General features: G+C 74.4%; 10 protein-coding genes. 1 reads left to right on the top strand and 9 read right to left on the bottom strand.

Annotated elements, in window-relative coordinates; translation table 11 throughout:
* Positions 1-9: 9 nt before the first annotated feature.
* Positions 10-1590: a glutamine-hydrolyzing GMP synthase gene (gene guaA / locus SGLAU_RS20310; protein WP_043503429.1), complete on the bottom strand. Its 1581-nt coding sequence runs from the start codon at positions 1588-1590 to the stop codon at positions 10-12.
* A 355-nt stretch (positions 1591-1945) separates the two neighbouring features.
* Here guaA and SGLAU_RS20305 point away from each other — a divergent pair, with 355 nt between their 5' ends.
* Positions 1946-2233 (top strand): chorismate mutase, encoded by a 288-nt coding sequence (locus tag SGLAU_RS20305; RefSeq protein ID WP_043503427.1) that lies wholly within the window; start codon positions 1946-1948, stop codon positions 2231-2233.
* 862 nt (positions 2234-3095) lie between these two features.
* On the opposite strand, the gene SGLAU_RS20300 is transcribed toward SGLAU_RS20305, so the two are convergent.
* The 8 genes from SGLAU_RS20300 to SGLAU_RS20265 all read right to left on the bottom strand — a co-directional run bounded on the left by SGLAU_RS20300 (position 3096) and on the right by SGLAU_RS20265 (position 18439).
* Positions 3096-4964, bottom strand: a complete 1869-nt coding sequence (locus tag SGLAU_RS20300; protein ID WP_078957799.1) for a GMC family oxidoreductase N-terminal domain-containing protein — start codon at positions 4962-4964, stop codon at positions 3096-3098.
* Positions 4965-5131: 167 nt separating this feature from the next.
* Positions 5132-6751, bottom strand: a complete 1620-nt coding sequence (locus SGLAU_RS20295; RefSeq protein WP_043503425.1) for a succinic semialdehyde dehydrogenase — start codon at positions 6749-6751, stop codon at positions 5132-5134.
* A 104-nt stretch (positions 6752-6855) separates the two neighbouring features.
* The gene (locus SGLAU_RS20290; RefSeq protein ID WP_043503423.1) at positions 6856-8607 is read right to left on the bottom strand and encodes a serine/threonine-protein kinase; all 1752 of its coding nucleotides are present in this window, start codon (positions 8605-8607) and stop codon (positions 6856-6858) included.
* A 160-nt stretch (positions 8608-8767) separates the two neighbouring features.
* Positions 8768-10546 carry a serine/threonine-protein kinase gene (locus SGLAU_RS20285; RefSeq protein ID WP_043503421.1) on the bottom strand — a complete coding sequence of 593 codons (1779 nt, stop codon included), beginning with the start codon at positions 10544-10546 and terminating at the stop codon, positions 8768-8770.
* Between the two features lie 81 nt (positions 10547-10627).
* A complete protein-coding gene (locus tag SGLAU_RS20280; protein ID WP_043503418.1) occupies positions 10628-11683 on the bottom strand; it encodes a serine/threonine-protein kinase in 1056 nt (351 codons plus the stop codon).
* A gap of 139 nt (positions 11684-11822) precedes the next feature.
* Complete coding sequence (locus SGLAU_RS20275; RefSeq protein ID WP_043503415.1) at positions 11823-13424, bottom strand: serine/threonine-protein kinase; 1602 nt, start codon at positions 13422-13424, stop codon at positions 11823-11825.
* 180 nt (positions 13425-13604) lie between these two features.
* On the bottom strand, positions 13605-16226 hold the full coding sequence (locus SGLAU_RS20270; protein ID WP_043503413.1) for a protein kinase: 2622 nt from the start codon (positions 16224-16226) through the stop codon (positions 13605-13607).
* A 176-nt stretch (positions 16227-16402) separates the two neighbouring features.
* Positions 16403-18439 carry a serine/threonine-protein kinase gene (locus SGLAU_RS20265; RefSeq protein ID WP_043503410.1) on the bottom strand — a complete coding sequence of 679 codons (2037 nt, stop codon included), beginning with the start codon at positions 18437-18439 and terminating at the stop codon, positions 16403-16405.
* Positions 18440-18714: the final 275 nt, after the last annotated feature.

Below are 18714 nucleotides of genomic sequence, written 5' to 3'. Positions count from 1 at the left end.
GTACGGGAGTCACTCCCACTCGATCGTCCCCGGCGGCTTGGAGGTGACGTCGAGGACGACCCGGTTGACGTCCCGGACCTCGTTGGTGATCCGGGTGGAGATCTTCGCGAGGACGTCGTACGGCAGCCGCGACCAGTCGGCGGTCATGGCGTCCTCGGAGGAGACCGGGCGCAGGACGATCGGGTGGCCGTAGGTGCGGCCGTCGCCCTGGACGCCGACCGAGCGGACGTCCGCGAGCAGCACCACCGGGCACTGCCAGATGTCGCGGTCCAGGCCGGCCGCCGTCAGTTCCTCGCGGGCGATGGCGTCGGCCTCGCGCAGCAGGTCCAGGCGCTCCTTGGTGACCTCGCCGACGATCCGGATGCCGAGACCGGGACCCGGGAAGGGCTGGCGCTGGACGATCTCCTCCGGCAGGCCCAGTTCCTGGCCGACCATCCGGACCTCGTCCTTGAACAGCTTGCGCAGCGGCTCGATCAGCTTGAACTCGAGGTCCTCGGGCAGGCCGCCGACGTTGTGGTGGGACTTGATGTTGGCGGCGCCGGTGCCGCCGCCGGACTCGACGACGTCCGGGTACAGGGTGCCCTGGACCAGGAACTCGACGGCCGGGCCCTCGTCGGCGATGATCTCGGCCTGCGCCTGCTCGAAGACGCGGATGAACTCACGGCCGATGATCTTGCGCTTCTCCTCGGGGTCGGTGACCCCGGCGAGAGCCTTCAGGAACCGCTCCTCGGCGTCGACGACCTTCAGCTGGACGCCGGTCGCGGCGACGAAGTCCTTCTCGACCTGCTCGGTCTCGCCCTTGCGCATCAGGCCGTGGTCGACGTAGACGCAGGTCAGCTGGGAACCGATGGCCTTCTGGACCAGGGCGGCGGCCACCGCGGAGTCGACGCCGCCGGACAGGCCGCAGATCGCGCGCTTGTCGCCGACCAGCTCGCGGATCGCCTCGACCTGCTCCTCGATGACGTTGCCGGTCGTCCAGTTCGGCTTCAGGCCGGCGCCGCGGTACAGGAAGTGCTCCAGCACCTGCTGGCCGTGCGTGGAGTGCATGACCTCGGGGTGGTACTGGACGCCGTAGAGCTTCTTCTCGTCGTTCTCGAAGGCGGCGACCGGGACGACGTCCGTGGAGGCCGTGACGGTGAAGCCGTCGGGGGCGGCGGAGCAGGCGTCACCGTGCGACATCCACACCGCCTGCTCCTCCGGGGTGCCCTCGAAGAGGGTGGAGGACGAGCGGGAGACGTGCAGGCCGGTGCGGCCGTACTCACGGGCGCCGGTGTTGTCGACGGTGCCGCCGAGGGTCTGCGCCATCAGCTGGAAGCCGTAGCACATTCCGAAGACGGGGACACCGGACTCGAAGATCTGACGGTCGAGCCGCGGAGCGCCCTCCTCGTACACCGACGACGGGCCGCCGGAGAGGATGATCGCCGCCGGGTTCTTGGCGAGGATCTCGTCGACGGGCATGGTGCTCGGGACGATCTCGCTGTAGACCCGGGCCTCGCGGACTCGACGGGCGATGAGCTGGGCGTACTGCGCACCGAAGTCGACGACCAGAACGGTGTCGGGGGCGGCGGCAGCGGGAGTCGCTGATGACACGGGGTGCCTTCCGGCGTTGGGCTGGTCCTTGTGCTTGTCGATTCTACCGAGACGGCCGCGGACGACGCTCCGTCGCATGATCCGATCACGGACACGGGCGGGCCGGTGTGACGAACGCCGCTTGGAAGCGCGCCGCCGCGCGTGCATACTGGGCGCCATGCTCACGCACCCGACCTTCCTCTTTACCTATGGCAACCGGCCCGCCGGCTGCCATGGTCGTGCTGCTTGAGCAACTGACAAGCGACTTCCCAGGCGCCCCGGGCCGACAAGGTCCGGGGCGCCTGTCGTTTCTCCGGTTCCTTTCGTCTCCCGGGGCGCCGCGTCCCACCGCCACCACCGTGATGAGGAGCCCCACATGACCGCGACCGCAGCGGAGAGGACCGGCGCGCGCACCACCGAGGCCGCCGACGTGATCACCGGCGCCCGTGAGCGCATCGACACCCTGGACGACCGGATCATCGGTCTGATCCAGGAACGGATGGCCGTCTCGGCCGTCATCCAGCAGGCGCGGATCCGCTCCGGCGGCCGGCGCGTGAACCTCTCCCGCGAGATGGAGGTGCTCGGCCACTACCGTGACGCCCTCGGCAAGCCGGGCACGGCGCTCGCCATGACGCTGCTGGAGCTGTGCCGGGGCAAGATCTGAGGTCCGGCGGCGCGCTGCCCGGCCGGGCCGTCCGGACCCGCGTTCCGTGTACGTACGTGCGCGTCGGCTCTCACCTGGACGGCGCGTGACCGCACGCGGATCGCCTCGTTGGTCCCGGTGTCCGTGCCAGCCAGGGGCGGGCCCGAAGAGAACCACGCGTGGCTCGCTGGAGCGATGAGGCGTACGGATCACCGTGCGTCGTGGGACCTCGCTCCAGGGAAGTGACCGGACGGCAGGGGACAGCAGCCCGGTCACCCAAGAGAACGGCCGGCTCCGGGGACGCCCGGGGCCGGCCGGCGGGAACCGAGCGGCCCCCTGCGTCCCGAGCGGGCCCGGCCTCGCGTCCCACAGGCCCAGGAAGTCGCGGCGCCGGAGCGGCACCACCACCGAAACCGGCACACCGCGCGACGCGCGGATCACGCGCCACCTCACACACGTGCGCCGCCCCCAGGCACCGGCACCGCCCTGACGCCGGTGCCGGTCGGCGAAGGGCCCCGCGGCTCCGTCCCCGCGGGGCCCTTCGCCCTGTCCGGGCAGGCATCCGCGCGGGCGCCCGGCCCCTCACCATCCACATGTGATCCAGGTCACGCGGAAATCTGTGAATCCGGGGACAACCATTCACACGGCTCACCGATCGAACCTGCTGAACCAACGGTCACCCCGCGTCCCGCGCGCGGTGGGCACGACCGAACCAAGCGAGGCCGGCCCGGTCCAGTCACCGGCCAGCCTCGCCGCGACCGGGCCCAGCTCCGTGCTGCCGGTCGGGCCGGGGCGCAGGCGCACCGGCCGTTCCGGCCAAGAGGGACCTGCGCTCGGAGGGGGGCGCAGGTCCCTCTTCACGTCCGGCGCGCCGGGACCGGGCTCAGACCCCCTGCATCATCGGCGGCTCGGGCTCCACCGGCGGCTCGGGCGCCCCCGGCGCCCCCAGCGCCTCCAGGGCTTCCGGCTCGACCCGTACGCCCTCCTTCTTCGGCGGCACCGCGGGAATGCCGAGGAAGGGCAGCCGCAGGGCGCCGAACGCGTGCGCGGGAACAGCCGGCCGCCTCGGCTCCACCGGTGCCAGCCGCCGGTACGCCTCCCCCGGCTCCGGCCGCGGGTCGGCCTCGCCCTTGTTCGGCCAGTACGACATCGCGCGCTCGGCCTGGGCGGTGATCGTCAGCGACGGGTTGACGCCCAGGTTGGCGGAGACGGCGGCGCCGTCGACGACCGAGATGCCGGGGTGGCCGTAGAGGCGGTGGTACGGATCGATGACCCCGGTCTCGGGGGAGTCGCCGATCGGGCAGCCGCCGAGGAAGTGCGCGGTGAGCGGGGTGCCCATCAGCTCGCCGACGTTCGACCCGGCGAAGCCGTTGATGGAGGCGGCCAGTGCGCAGGCGCCCTCCGCGGCGGCCTTGATCTGCTTCGGGTTGGGGGCGCCGTGCCCCTGCCGGGTGGTGAGCAGCCCCTTGCCCACGCCGGACGGTTTCAGATACGTCGTCAGGGAGTTGTCCAGCGACTGCATCACCAGACCGATGATCGTCTTCTCCGACCAGCGGCGGTTGGACAGCGACCGCATGACCAGCACGGGATGGCGGACCGCGTGGCCGAGCCAGGCCAGGACGCGGGAGGAACCCTCGGCGTAGGGGACCTGGACGATCGACAGGCTGCCCATCGCGTTGGAGCCCCTGCCGTAGCGCACCGGCTCGATGTGGGTGTTCTCGTCCGGGTGGATGGAGGACGTGATGGCGACGCCGCGGGTGAAGTCGGGTTTCTGCCCGCCGCTGACCCGGCGGTAGCGCCGGTCGGTGGTCTGGGCGCCGACCAGGGCCTCGGAGTTGGTGCGGGTGAGCATGCCGAGCCGGTCCGAGATGCGGGGCAGCCGGCCGCCGGCCTTCATCCGGTGCAGCAGGGTCTGGGTGCCGTAGGTGCCGGCGGCGAGGACCACCTTCTCGGCCGTGAGGACGCGGCCCTTGCCCTTCTTCTTGTTGTCGGTGGGCAGGGTGGCGACCGCGTAGCCGCCCCGGGGGTGCTCGGTGACGGACACGACCGTCGTCATGGGGTGGACGACCGCGCCCGCCTTCTCGGCGAGGTGGAGGTAGTTCTCGTTGAGGGTGTTCTTGGCGCCGTGGCGGCAGCCGGTCATGCACTCGCCGCACTCGGCGCAGGCCCTGCGGGCCGGCCCGGCGCCGCCGAAGTACGGGTCGGCGACCTCCTGGCCGGGCCGCGCCTTCGCCTTTCCGTCGGCGTCCTTGCCGTCGCCGAAGAACACCGCGACGGGCGCGAGGTGGAAGGTGTCGCCGACGCCCATGCGCTGCGCCGCGTCCTTGAGGTGGACGTCGGAGGGGGTCATCGTCGGGTTGATCCGTACGCCCAGCATGCGCTTGGCCTGGTCGTAGTACGGGCCCAGCTCGTCCTGCCAGTCGGTGATGTGCCGCCACTGGGGGTCGTCGAAGAAGGGCTTCGGCGGGACGTAGAGGGTGTTGGCGTAGTTCAGGGAGCCGCCGCCCACGCCCGCGCCCGCCAGCACCATGACGTTGCCGAGCAGATGGATGCGCTGGATGCCGTACATGCCGAGCTTCGGGGCCCAGAGGTAGTTCTTCAGGTCCCAGGAGTTCTTCGGCAGGGTGTCGCGGGTGAAGCGGCGGCCGGCCTCCAGGACGCCGACCCGGTAGCCCTTCTCGCTCAGGCGCAGGGCGGTGACGGATCCGCCGAAGCCGGAACCGACGACGATGACGTCGTAGTCGTGTGGCACGTGCTCTCCTCGGTGAGAACTGCCGGTGAGGGGCGCGGCGGGCCGGGCCCCGGTGGCCGGGCTCCAGGGGGTGTTCCAGGGCCTGTCGTTTGGATCACCCCGGCGTCGCGGGTCGGGTCGGTCGAGAGGCTCCGGACCTCGAGCCGGGCTGATCCGAACGAAAGGCCCTAGCGGAAGCGGAACGCCTTCATCAGGCGGAGGCTGCGGTTCATGAAGGCCGCGTACCGCTCGTCGTCCATGCCCAGCGACGGCGCCATCGGCAGCAGCCGCTGGTGGGCGATCGTCTGGGCCTCCGTGTACTTGAGGATGCCCTCGGCGCCGTGGCGCCGGCCCAGGCCGGAGTCCTTCATGCCGCCCATCGGGGCCTGGGCACTGCCGTAGGCGGGTGCGTAGCCCTCGTTGACGTTGACGGTGCCGGTGCGCAGCCGGGCGGCGACGGCCCGGCCGCGGCGGGCGTCCCTCGTCCACACCGAGGAGTTCAGTCCGTACGGGGTGGAGTTGGCGTGCTCGACCGCCTCGTCCTCGGTGCGGAAGCGGTAGAGGGAGACGACCGGGCCGAAGGTCTCCTCGGTGCACACCGCCATCGGCTCGGTCACGCCGTCGAGGATGGTCGGCTCGTAGAAGTACGGTCCGACGTCCGGGCGGGCCACTCCGCCCGCCAGCACCTTCGCCCCCTTGGCCACGGCGTCCGCCACATGCCGTTCGACGGTCGCGAGCTGGCGCTCGCCGATGAGGGACCCCATGTCGGCGCCGTACGCCAGCGAGGTGCCGAGCCGCATCGCCCTGGTCCGGGCGGCGAAGCGCTCGGCGAAGGCGTCGGCGACCGACTCGTGGACGTACAGCCGCTCGATGGAGATGCACAGCTGGCCCGCGGAGGAGAAGCAGGCGCGGACCGCGCCGGCCGCCGCCTTCTCGATGTCGGCGTCCTCCAGGACCAGCATGGCGTTCTTGCCGCCGAGTTCGAGGGAGACGCCGACCAGCCGGGCCGCGGCGCCCTGGGCGACCTCGCGGCCGGTGCGGGTGGAACCGGTGAACGAGACGTAGTCGGCGTGCCTGACGACCTCGGGGCCGACCACCGGGCCCTCCCCGAGGACCACCTGGAAGACGTCGGCCGGCAGTCCCGCCTCGATGAGCAGGTCACGGGCCCACAGGGCGGTCAGGGCGGTCTCCGTGTCCGGCTTCATCACCACCGCGTTGCCCGCGGCGAACGCGGGCAGCGCGTCACCGACGGACAGCTCCAGCGGGTAGTTCCAGGGGGCGATCTGGCCGACCACACCGCGCGGGTGGCGCAGTTCGACGACCTTCGTCAGCGCCGGTACGGCACCGGCGTGCCGCTTGGGCCTCAGGTAGGCGGTGGCCCTGCGGCCGTAGTGGCGGGCGGCGACCGCGACGGCCTGCACCTCCTCGTGGGCGTGCAGCCGGGCCTTGCCGGTCTCCAGCTGGATCAGGTCGAGCACCTCGGCCTGGCGCTCCAGTACCAGGTCGTGGAAGCGGAGCAGGACGGCGGCGCGGTCGCGGACCGGCGTCCGCTCCCAGACCGGCTGCGCGGCACGGGCCGCCTGGAACGCCTTCTCCACGTCCTCGGGCGTCGACTCGGGCAGTTCGGCCAGCTTCTCGCCGGTGAACGGCGTGTGGTTCACGGTCCGGCCCGAGCCGACCACGCCCTTGGCGAGCTGGGCCACCAGCTCGGGCGTGACCACGTCGGCGGCGGTGCGCACGCCGGGCGGGGCGGGGGCGACGGGGTTGGTGCCGGTAGCGGCCTTCTCGAGAGCCTGCGCGTCGGTCATGAGCCGCAGGGTATGCCGCGCCGCACGCTTTGTGTACCCGTCGGTAACGCACATTCACCGGCCGCGCACACCCCGCCAGCGATCACTGGCAACAAACGCGCTGATCAGGAGTGTTGTGCGGGCGATGACGAGGTCGCGAGACCGAGGCGGTCACGGGCCCCCGCGAACACCGCCATGCCCTCCCGCTCCTCCGCCCCGCCCTCGGGCATCTCGACGCGCAGCTCCCACAGAGCGCCGTCGCCGGTGCGGACGAACAGTTCGACGACCCGCTTCCGCAGGTCCTCGTCGCCGTAGGTGCTGTCCGACCGCACCGCCTCCCGGCCCTGGAAGCGGGTGGGGGTGTACCGCGTGTGCGCGTCGCCGAAGAACTCGAAGGTCGCCGCGTGCTGTCTCGCCTGGCCGAGCGGCGATCCGGGCGCTCTGTCCCACTTCGTCAGGCGGACCTGTACGGGACCGTCGGCGGCGGCGTACTCCACCACTCGGGGCTGGAAGGCGGCGCTGCCCTGGCGGGCGAATTCCTCGTAGCCGGGCGGAAGGGCGAGCGTCACGCCCATCTCCCTCTCCGGGTGGGCGATCCAGCCGCCGGGGGCGGACCCGTCGCCGGGGCCGGCCCCGGGCGCGGACGATGCGGCCGGGCGGCCGGTCGAGGTGCCCTTCGCGTCATCGGGGACGGCACCGCCGTCCGGGCCGGTGAACAGCGGGACGCCGAACCAGACGGCACCGGCCAGGAGACCACCGAGCAGGGCGAGGGGCAGGGCGCGGTGGTGCGGGGCGCGCCGGGCACGGGGGCCGCCGGCGGGTGCGGGAGCCGCGACGGCTGCGGGTGCGGGAGCCGCGACGGCTGCGGGCCCGGGAGCCGCGACGGCTGCGGGCCCGGGAGCCGCGACGGCTGCCGGTGCGGGAGCCGCCCCCAGCGGCACCGTCCCGATGTCGTCCCCGAACTCCGCCAGCGCGGAGACGTCCTGGACGGCGGGGTCCTGCGACGGCGCCGGCCACCTCCGCGGCCGTTCCCCCGGCTTCGCCTCGCGCGCCGCCGACTCCAGTGCCGCCGCGGTCCCCGCCGCGTCCGGGCGCGCGGCGGGGTCCTTCTCCAGCAGGCGGACCAGGAGCGGGCCGAGGGGCCCGGCCCGCCGCGGCTCGGGCAGCTCCGCGGTCAGGATGGCGGCGAGCGTCGACGCCGGCGCCGTACGGCGGAAGGGCGACCAGCCCTCGACGGCGGCGTACAGCAGGATGCCGAGCGACCACAGGTCGGAGGACGGGCCCGCGCCGCGGCCGGACATCCGCTCGGGGGCGACGAACTCCAGCGAGCCCACGAACTCCCCGCTGGCGGTGAGGGAGTCCTCGCCCTGGACGTGTGCGATGCCGAAGTCGGTGAGGACGACCCGGCCGTGCCGGCCGAGCAGCACGTTGGCGGGTTTCACATCGCGGTGCACGATCCCGGCGGCGTGCGCCGCGCGCAGCGCACCGAGGACCGCGAGGCCGATCCGGGCGGCCTCGGCGGGCTCCAGCGGACCGCGCCGCAGCACCTCGTGCAGCGACTCGCCGCGCACCAGCTCCATGACGATCCACGGCAGTCCGTCCTCCTCGACGACGTCGTGGACGGCGACGGCGGACGGGTGGTCGACGCGGGCGGCGGCGCGGGCCTCGCGACGGAGGCGCCGGACGGCCCGGCGGTGGACCTCGTCCTCGGGATCGCCGGGCAGACGGGGCTGTTTGACGGCGACCTCGCGGCTCACCAGCTCGTCGTGGGCCCGCCAGACGGTACCCATCCCGCCGGAGCCGATCCGCTCGACCAGCCGGTAGCGCCCGCCGACCACCCGCTCCCCGTGCGGCCGCCGCCCACCCGCGTCACCCATGTCCGATGCCCCGTGCCCTTGTTCCCCGCGCCCTGGTCCCGGCGCCCCGATCCCCGCTGCTGCCCGCACCCTGACCCGGCGCCCCGATCCCGGCGCCCCGGCGCCGGCGTCCTGACGCCCCCTGCCCGCCCCCGTGCGCCGGCCGGTCGCCGACGCGGCTTCAGAGGCTGTCGATCTCCAGCTGCGCGATGGCCGTCCTGGCCACCTCGCGTCCCCGCTCCGTGAAGTCGCCCTTGCCCGGATAGCTGACGGTGAGCTTGTACATGTCGCCGCCCTTGGTCCGGTAGTAGAAGATCCGCATCTCGCGGGGCCGGGGGCGCTCCGTGTCGTCGGTGACGTAGGTGATCGTGTTCTCGGCGGCCGGGCGGCCCCGGTACGTGGCGTCGTCGACCGGTGCGGTCCTGGGCCCCTTCGGCATGTCGACCTCGTAGTCGCCGGTCTCCTCGAAGCCGGCCTCGTCGTCGTACATCTCCGCCTCGGCGGAGCCCGCGATCTCGCCGGTCGTGTCCTCCGCCTTCCTGTCGAGGTCGAGGCGGATCCAGATGGCGTCGCTCGGGTCCGAGTACGTCACCCAGTGGTCGTCGTCGGTCTCCTCCGGCAGGGTGCGGATGTAGGTCTCGGGCACGGCCAGCGTGGCGCCCAGCGCCTTGACCTGATGCGTCCGCCAGCCGTCCGGCAACGGCCCGGCGAACGGCTCGGCGACCACCAGGTACGCCGCCACCGCCGCCGCGACGACCACCGCGCCGAGTGCGGCCAGTGTCCTGCGGCCGATCCGGACACCGCCCCGGGGAGCGGCGTCGCGGGTGACGGTGACGACCTGCGTCGGCGCGGGCGCCGGCGGGTTCGCCGCCGCCTCCAGCAGGGCGCGGACCTGTGCGGCGTCCGGCCGGTGCGCCGGGTCCTTGCGCAGCAGGCCGTTGATGGCGTCGGCGAGCGGGCCCTGGGCGGAGGCGGGCGGCGCCGGGGTGGCGTTGAGGACGGCCTGGAGGGTGGCCGGGGTGTTGCTGCGGCGGAACGGGGAGACGCCCTCGGTCGCGGTGTACAGCACGACGCCCAGCGACCAGAGGTCCGCCGCCGGGCCGGGACGCCGGCCGAGCACCCGCTCCGGGGCGATGTACTCCGGCGAGCCGACGAAGCCGCCGGTGTCGGTCAGATTGGTCTCGCCCTCGATCTGGGCGATGCCGAAGTCGGTGAGCACGACCCGGTCGTACCGGCCGAGCAGGACGTTGTCCGGCTTGACGTCGCGGTGGAGGATGCCGGCGGCGTGCGCGGCCTCCAGCGCGCCGAGCACCTCCAGGCCGATGCGGGCCGCCTCGCGCGCGCCCAGCGTGCCCTCCCGCAGGACGTCGCCGAGGGAACGTCCCCGCACCAGCTCCATCACGATCCACGGCCGGCCGTCGACCACGGCCACGTCGTGCACGTCGACCACCGCCGGGTGGTCCAGCCGGGCCGCGGCGCGCGCTTCGCGGCGCATCCGCTCGAAGGCGTTGGCGCGTTCCCGCTCGGGAAGGTGGTCCGGGACGCGCGGCTCCTTCACGGCGACCTCGCGGCCCACCGTCTCGTCCTCGGCCCGCCAGACCGTGCCCATGCCGCCGTGCCCCAGTCTGGCCAGCAGACGGTAGCGGCCGGCGATCAGCCGCCCGGTGCCGGGATCGGCGGCGGGCTGCTGTGCCTGCTGGGCGGGGTGGTGCGGCTGCTCCCGCGGGTCGGCCTGGACGGGCGCGGCGTACGGATTGCCGGGGTGCGGGACGGCCTGGTGCGGCCGCGGAACGCCGGGGTGGGGGTCACCCTGGTGCGGGGGCTCACCGCCGACGGACGGCTGCCGCACCGCGGGTGACACCCCGGCAGGCGGCTGCTCCGGACGCGGCGGTCGCGGTGGTTGCAGCTCGAAGCTGGTCTGCTCGTCAGCCCCGTAGCGGGCTCCCCCGTTGTCGCTCATGACTTCATGCATATCGCGCCGGACACCGACGCAGCCACCGGGGAGGGCGGGCGGTCACAGAGCCGTGACCCGTGGTGCGGCTTATCTCCCGTTCACCCGGATGCTGGCGGAGACCGACGGGGTGACCGTCGCCGTCACCGTCACGCTCGGCGTCGGGCCCGGCGAGGGGTCACCGCCGTCGCCTCCCCCACCGGTCATCAGCAGCGCGGCGGCGGAGACCCCCGCCGCCGCCATCGCGGCGACCAGCAGCGCGGTCACCAGCCGGTCGCGCGGGGTGCGCCCGGTCCCGCGCGGCGGTGGCATCCGCCCCGTCTCGCGGAACGCCCGCAGCATCCGTTCGGCCTGCGCCGCGTCCAGCCGCCGCTCCGGGTCGCGCTCCAGCAGGCCCGCCACGACGGGCAACAGCGGCGCCGCCTCCTGGGGCGGCCGGATCTCGTCGTCCACCACCGCGTGCAGGATGCCGCCCAGGGTGTCCCGGTGGAACGGCGACCGGCCGCTGAGCACCGTGCACAGCAGCACGCCCAGCGACCACAGGTCGGAGGCCGGGCCGGTGCCGGCCCCGGACATCCGCTCCGGCGCGGTGTACTCGGGTGAGCCGACGAACGAGCCGGACTCGGTGAGCGTGGCGGCGCCCGGCACCTGGGCGACCCCGAAGTCGGTGAGGACGACACGCCCGGTGCCGGACTCGATCAGCACGTTGGCCGGCTTGAGGTCGCGGTGCAGGACTCCGGCCGCGTGCGCGGTGCGCAGCGCGCCGAGCAGGTGCACACCGATCCGCGCGGCCTCGTGCGCGTCGACGGGGCCCTGGGCGGAGATGCGGTCGGCGAGGGAGCCGCCGTCGATCAGCTCCATGACGATGTACGGGCGTTCGTCGTGCACCACCACGTCGTGCACGACGATGACGTGCGGATGGCTCAGCCGGGCCACCGCGCGGGCCTCGCGCAGGATGCGGTCGCACTGGCGCCGCGATTCCTCCGGGGAGAGCGAGGCGTCCTGGGCGATCTCCTTCACCGCCACCCGGCGCCGGAGCAGCTGGTCGGTGGCCCGCCAGACGAGCCCCATGCCGCCGCGTCCGAGCAACGCCTCCAGCCGGTACCGCCCCGCGATCACCCGGCCGTCCGTCCGCTCGGTGCTCATGAGCCCATGATGCCCCAGCCGGAGCCGCCCCCTCCGGGGATGAAGCCGCAGGTTGGCCGACAACCGACGGTCCGTCAGCCGGGTCGCGTCACGGTGCCCGGCCACAGGGGCCGGCCACGCCGCCCATCACGCCGGCCGGTCAGCCGTGGCCCGGCCGCCAGCCGCGCAGCACCGTGTCGAACTGCTGCCGGGTGGTCTCCCAGTCGGCTGCCGGTCCGGACATGTAGATGGCGTACTCGACGCCGTCGCGGCTGAGGTACATCAGGTCGACGGCGCGGCGCGGGCCGACGTACGGGCCGGGGTCCGTCTCCAGCGCGGTCCAGGTGTACTCCCACCGGGCGCCCTCACGGTCCCGGTACACCTCGTCCGCCAGCGCGACCCGCCGGTACTCGGCGAGCCGCCGCACCTGCTGCTCCAGGTCGACCTGGTGGTCGTAGGCGTTGTCGAAGTCCGGCGAGCGGTCGACCCCGATGCGCAGCAGATGCACTCCGCCGTCGGGCGAGTAGTCGACCTGGGTGAGCTGGCCGTCGTCGCCGTAGACACTGCGTTCCCAGTCCTCGCCCGGCACGGAGAGGCTGAAACCCACCGGGTCCTCGACCCGGACCCAGCCGTCGGGCAGGGACGCCGTGGAGCCCCCGCCGCTGTCGCCGCCGTTGGCCGCGCCGCTGTCCGCGCCGTCGTCGGTGGGGTGCGGCGGGGCGGAGTGGCCGGTACGGGCGCCGCCGCCCCAGGTCTGCCAGGCCGCCGCGGTGCCCCCGCCGACGACCGCGGCGAAGGCGACGACCAGCGCCACCGTCCGCAGCCGGCGCCGCCGGGGCGCGGGGACGGCGGGCGCGGTGGCGTCCGGCCGGGTGTGGGCGCGCGTGTCGGCCACCGCCGGGCGGGGCCCCACCGGACGGGGCACCGAGTACGCCGCGACCTGCGGGCGGCGTCCCTCGGCCGCCTCGGCGAGCAGCCGCTCGGCCTCCTCCGAGCCGGGCCGGGCGGCGGGGTCCTTGCGCAGCAGCGCCGCGATGACGGGTGAGAGCGGTCCGGCCTGGCGGGCCTCGGGGAGTGCCTCCTCGACGACGGCCTGCATGGTGGACAGCGGGGAGGTGCGGCGGAACGGCGAGGTGCCCTCGACGGCCGTGTACAGCGTCGCGCCGAGCGCCCACAGGTCGGATGCCGGGCCCGGGTCGTGGCCGCGGATGCGCTCGGGGGCGAGGTAGTCGACCGAGCCGACGACCTCGCCGGTGCGGGTGATGGTGGTGTCGCCCTCGATCTGCGCGATGCCGAAGTCGGTGAGCAGTACCCGGCTGTCGTGGGCGAGCAGGACGTTGCCGGGCTTGACGTCGCGGTGCAGGACTCCGGCGGTGTGCGCGGCGCGCAGGGCGCGCAGCACCCACAGTCCGATCCGGGCGGCCTCTGCGGGTTCGACCCGGCCGTCCGCCTTGACGGCGTCGGCGAGCGACCGGCCCTCGACGAGTTCCATCACGATCCAGGGGCGGCCGTCGTGTTCGAGCACGTCGTGCACGGTGACGACCGCGGAGTGGTTGATCCGCGCCGCTGCGCGCGCCTCGGCGCGGGTGCGGGCCAGCAGGACGGCCCGGTCGCTTTCGGAGACGTAGAGGGCCGCGGTCAACTCCTTGATGGCGACGGACCGGTGGAGCACCTCGTCGTGGGCGCGCCATACCCGGCCCATGCCGCCGCTGCCGATGGCGCCGTCGAGCCGGTAGCGGCCCCCGAGGAGCAGGCCCTGCATCTGATTCACGTTTCCCCGCAATGGTCTTGACAGGGTCAGCGTAAGGAGCGGTCCCCCATCGGGGAACCGCGGGGACGCCACGGAGACCGCACTGTGACGGTTGTCGCTTTCGGTGACGGACGGGAACCGTTCGGCCGACCCCGGTGACACCTGGGCCAACTCCGTTTCACGGGTGGGTGTTCAGCCGGTGACCTGGTAGGTCGCCGCCGCCTGTTCGTACAGCCGGGTCACCTCGTCGCGCTCCGACTCCGGGCCGCGCAGTTGCAGCACGTGATAACGGCCGTCGACGAGGATCGCGAGGTTGCGCACGAACAGTTCGCCGCCGTCCTCGCCGGTCCAGGTGTACTGCCCCTCGGCCATGGTCCGGCCGCCGACCTGGATCGACTTGAGGCCGGTGGCGCTGGCCCAGGTCGACTCCCGGTACGGCCGCAACTCCGGCTCGCGCTCGCGCTGGTAGGCCATCGGATCGTCCCCGTACTCGTCGGCGGCGTCCCGCCCGGGCACGACGATCAGCTCGAAGTCGCCCCTGGCGTACACGATCTGTCCGCTGCCGTTCTTCGGGGTGCGCTGCCAGCCCTCGGCGACGGCGACCCGGAAGCCCTCCTGGTCGGTCCGCAGGGCGAAGCCGTCCGCGACCTCGGGTCCGGTGGTCTGGGTGTGGGTGGAACCGGCCGATCCCGAGGGGTCGTTGGCGGACGGTTCACCGGAGGCCGGGCTGCCCCCGTCGGGGGTGGGCTCACCGCTCGCGTCGGGCGTCCGCCCGGGCTCCTCGCCCACTTGTCCGGCCGCACCCGTCCGCTCGGTCCTGTCCGCTCCGCCGGTCTGCCCGGCCTTCGGCATGAACAGCATCGCGTACGCGATCGCCGCACCCAGTCCGAGCAGCACCAGCAGGAGCAGGGCCCGGCCGAGGCTCCGCGGCGAACGCGCCTTCTCCTTGCCGCGTTTGTGGCGTCCGTGGTGCACGGGCAGACCGGCGCGCCGCCTGCGCACCAGCTCGCCCCGGCGGCGTATGACGGGCAGCCGGCCGGTGCCGGCGGGGGGCGCGGCGACGACGTGGACGCCGGCCTCCGGCTCGGGTGCCGAGCGCACCAGGGAACGCAGCCAGCCGCGCAGTTCCTCGAAGTCCAGCCGTTCGGTGGGGTCCTGCCGCAGCAGCGACTCGACCACCGGGCGCAGCGGGCCGCACTCCTCGGCGAAGGCGGGCGGCTCGGAGCACACCAGCTCCACCAGCTCGGCGGTCGACTCCTCGGGGTACGGGGCGTGGCCCTGGACCGCGCGGAAGAGCAGCGCGCCCAGCGCCCACAGGTCGGTGGCGGGGCCGATGGGCGGTGCCAGCTGCCAGTTCTCGTGCACCGGCCCGGCCTGCTCGGGCGCCCAGCGCTCGGTCACCGGGCCGACCACGGCCATCCGGGCCTGCCGGGCCCGCTCGGCGACGAGTGCCGTGCCCGGACCGCGACGCGCGGGTGCGGCGGCAACGAGCTCGTCCCAGCGGCCGCCGGCCGCCGGTTCCTCGCCGCCCGGCGGAAGGGACGTACGGCCGTGCGGCGGTGGTGTCTGCCGGGCGCCGGGCTGCCGGGCGTGGCCCTCGGGCCGGGCGCCGTCCGGGGACGGGCCGTCGGTCGCGGGCCGGGCGCCGTCCGGGGAGCGGTCCGGGCGGGGGGCCGCGCCGTGCCACGGGGCCGGGCCCACGCCGTAGGGGTCGGCGATCCGGCCCGGCGGGGAGGCGGTGTCGCCGGGTGTGCGGGGCGCGTCCGGGGCACCGGCCGCCTCGGCCGGGGCGGCGGCGCCGGGGGCGCGGCGGGCGCCGGGCAGGGCGGGGCGGTCGCTGTGCTGGGCCTCGTGGACCCGGGCGGCGGCGCGGGCACCCGCGCGGTAGGCGGCGATGGCCCCGGCCCGTGCGGCCCGGACGTCCTCGCCGCTCTCCGGTGTCCTGCGGGCGGGCACGGTGGAGCCGCCCGGTGTGCCGGGGCCGGCCGGTGCCGTGCCGGGCGGCCGGCCGGCCGCCCGTGCCTCGATGGCGGCGCGGCGCGCGGCCTCGGGGTCGGTGCCCGGCGAGCCGCCGGCCGGGCCGGGGAGCGCTGCGCGTCCGCCGCCCGGCGCCTCGGCCGCGGGGCCGCCTGCCGGACCGCTTCCGCCGTTCCAGGGCGCGTCGGCGGGGCCGTCGTCCCCGGCAGTCTCCTCGGGCGGCACCGGATCGTACCCGCACAGTGCCTCCTCGGCCGCGCCGACGGCGAGACCGGTCAGCATGACCCGGCCGTCGTCACAGACGAGGACCGTGCGGGCGGTGATGTTGCGGTGCACCCAGCCGTGGGCGTGCAGCACCCGCAGGGCCATGAGGACGTCGGAGGCGACCTCGGCCGCCCGGTACGGCGTCAGCGGCTGCTCGGCGAGCAGCGCCGACAGCGGCCGGGCGGGCACCAGTTCGCTGACTATCCACAGCGACCCGCCTTCGGCGAACACGTCGAAGACCTGGTCGAGCCGGGGATGGTCGGGGATGCGGGCCGCGGCCTGCGCGGCCTCGACCGCGCGTCGCACCGCCGGATCGGCCGGCCGCCGCACGGCGCCCGCGCCTGCCGGGGCCGGCCGCCGGCCCGCGCGGTCACGGGCCGTGAAGCCCTCGGGCAGCCCTTCGGCGTCCAGCACCTCGGCCTCGACGACCTCGGGCAACGGCACCTGGCGGACGAGGACTTCCTGTCCGCTGTAGGTGTCGAAGGCGCGGGTCTCGGTGAGTTCGTACGCGTCGGCCGGGGGCAGGGGCAGGCGGTAGCGGTCGGCGAGGACTCGTCCCGCGTAGTCGTCCACGTTGCCTCCCCCGGCCGCCCTGCTGTCAGTTCCGTTCGTCCGGCGTCCCGTTGCGACCGGTAGGGACACGTCGGTTCCGGATGCGCGTGGTTCGCAAGCACTCACGATACGTGCCGGAGGCAACCCGCACCGAGGGGATGGGAGATATCCCCTCCGGAAACCGACCGCGGTGCCGGTCAGTCCTTGGGTTCGAAGGTCTTCGTCAGCGTCTGCCAGGTGGTCCTGCGCGACTCGCTGCCCCACTTGGCGGCCTTCGCCGTGTACATCAGCGCGTAGCCCTGGTCGTCGTCGACGACGAAACCGCGGTCGACCGTCCGGTACCTGACGCCGCCGTCCACGTAGGTGAACTCCCAGTCGGCGGCGTTCCAGCCGCGGTAGCCCACCTTCTCTATGCGGATGCGGTCGTACTGCGAGCGCACCATGTAGCGCTCCTGGTTCTTCCAGTCCGCGACCGGGTCGCTCTTGGGCGTGGTGGTCCAGCCGATGAGCAGCTTCTGGCCGTCGGGGCCGGTGAAGCGGTCGCCGGCCGCGTCGGACGACTGGTACTTCCAGCCCTTGGGCAGGCCGATCGAGTAGCCCTGCGCACCCCGGTGGGTGGCCGCGGCGGTGGTGCCGTCGCCCTTGCCCGCGTCCTTGCCGGAACCCTTCCCCGAGTCCTCCCGGCCGCCGGGTGAGGCGGCCGGGCCGGTGGCCCCGTCGGTCTCCGCGGCGCTGGGCGTGCCGTCCGGTGTCGCGCCGGCCGACCCGGTCGCCGCGCCGTCGGTGCGCACGCCGCCGCTCGGGTCGTTCCTGGTGCCGGGCTCCCGGCTCGCCCCGGCCGCCTTGTCGCCGCCCGTGCGGGACTGGCCGGGGCCCTCGTCACCGCCGAGCGTGAGGGCCAGCACGACACCGAGCACCGCGACGACCACGGCGACCGCGATGACGATCAGGGTCCGCCGGGGCACCACGTCGGTGAGCGGCGCCCGGGGCACGGGCCGCGGGGGCAGGTCCGGCGGGGTCATCACGGGCCAGCCCGAACCCCGGCCGCCGGAGCCGCTGTTCGCGGCGCCGCTCGCCGTGCCGGGCGCGCCCGTCCGGTGCGCCGAGGCGGGGGCCGCCGTGGCCGGGCCGCCGGTCGAGGTGCCCGCCGGGGAGCCGGCCGGCGGGTTGGTGCCGGAGGCGCCGCGGGCCGTCGCCGCGGTGCCCGCCGCGACCGCGGCCTTGCGCGCGGAGCGCAGGGCGCCGCGCAGCCGCTCGGCCGCTTCCTCGCCGCGCCTGCTCCCGGTGGCCCCGGGGGCGTCGGGCTGCACCGGCAGCGGTACGACCCTGGTGGCGTCGGCCGGGCCCTCCGGCTCGGCCGGCTTCCGGTCGGGGGCGTTGATCACGGCCTTGAGCATCGCCCGCGCGCCCGCGTCGTCGAGCCGCTGGGCGGGGTCCTTGGTGAGCAGGCCGTAGATGACGTCCCGGAGCGGTCCCGCGTTCTTCGGCTCCTCCAGGGGTTCCGTCATCACCGCGGTGAGCGTGGCGATCGCGGACCCCTTGTCGTACGGCGGGGTGCCCTCCACCGCCGCGTAGAGCAGGCCGCCGAGGGACCACAGGTCGGCCGCGGGGCCGGGCTTGTGGCCGCGGGCGCGCTCCGGGGAGATGTACGAGGGGGCGCCGACGAGCATGCCGGTGGAGGTGATGGACGGGTCGCCCTCGACCTGGGCGATGCCGAAGTCGGTGAGCACCACCCGTCCGTCGTCGGCGATGAGCACGTTGGACGGCTTCACGTCACGGTGCAGGATGCCCTCACGGTGCGCGGAGCGCAGCACGTCGAGGATGGCGAGGCCGACCTCGGCGGCGCGGCGGGGCTCCAGCAGGCCGTCCTCGCGGATGACCTCGGCGAGCGACTTGCCCTCGACCAGTTCCATCACGATCCACGGGCGGTCGTCCTCGTCGACCACGTCGTAGACCGTCACCGCGCTGGTGTTGCGGATGCGTGCGATGGCCTTGGCCTCGCGCAGCGTGCGCGTGATCAGCCGGCGCTTCTCCTCCTCGTCGATGTTCGACGGGAACCGCAGCTCCTTGACGGCGACCGTCCGGCTCAGGGTCTCGTCCACGGCCCGCCAGACCGTGCCCATGCCGCCGCGGCCGAGCACGTCTCCCAGCCGGTACCGCCCGGCGAGGAGACGCTCGCTGTTGTCCTGACGAGTCTCCTGACGAGATGTTCCCGCCCGCTCCGCCTCCGACATGCGTCCCCTCATGCAACCCGCCCTGACAGAGCCTCCATTGTCCCTCACCCGACAAGTGCCCGACGCCCAGGGTGGCTCCCCGCCCCGCGCGTCGCGGAGTTTGGTCCCCGCACCCGTAGAACGAGGTGGTTCCGAACAGAGATCCCGATTCGCGCCACTCGTTCGGGTGAAACAGCCGGTGTACCGCGGCGAAACAGCCGGAGTACACGGGTTTGAGGGCTTCTCAGATCGCGCGGCTGCATCGGGCGGAACGGGCCCATCGGGACGGGCCGGGT

This window comes from Streptomyces glaucescens (genome assembly GCF_000761215.1).
GTDB lineage: Bacteria > Actinomycetota > Actinomycetes > Streptomycetales > Streptomycetaceae > Streptomyces > Streptomyces glaucescens_B.
The sequence above is the reverse complement of the archived record's forward strand: the minus strand, read 5'-3'. Positions and strand labels throughout refer to the sequence as shown.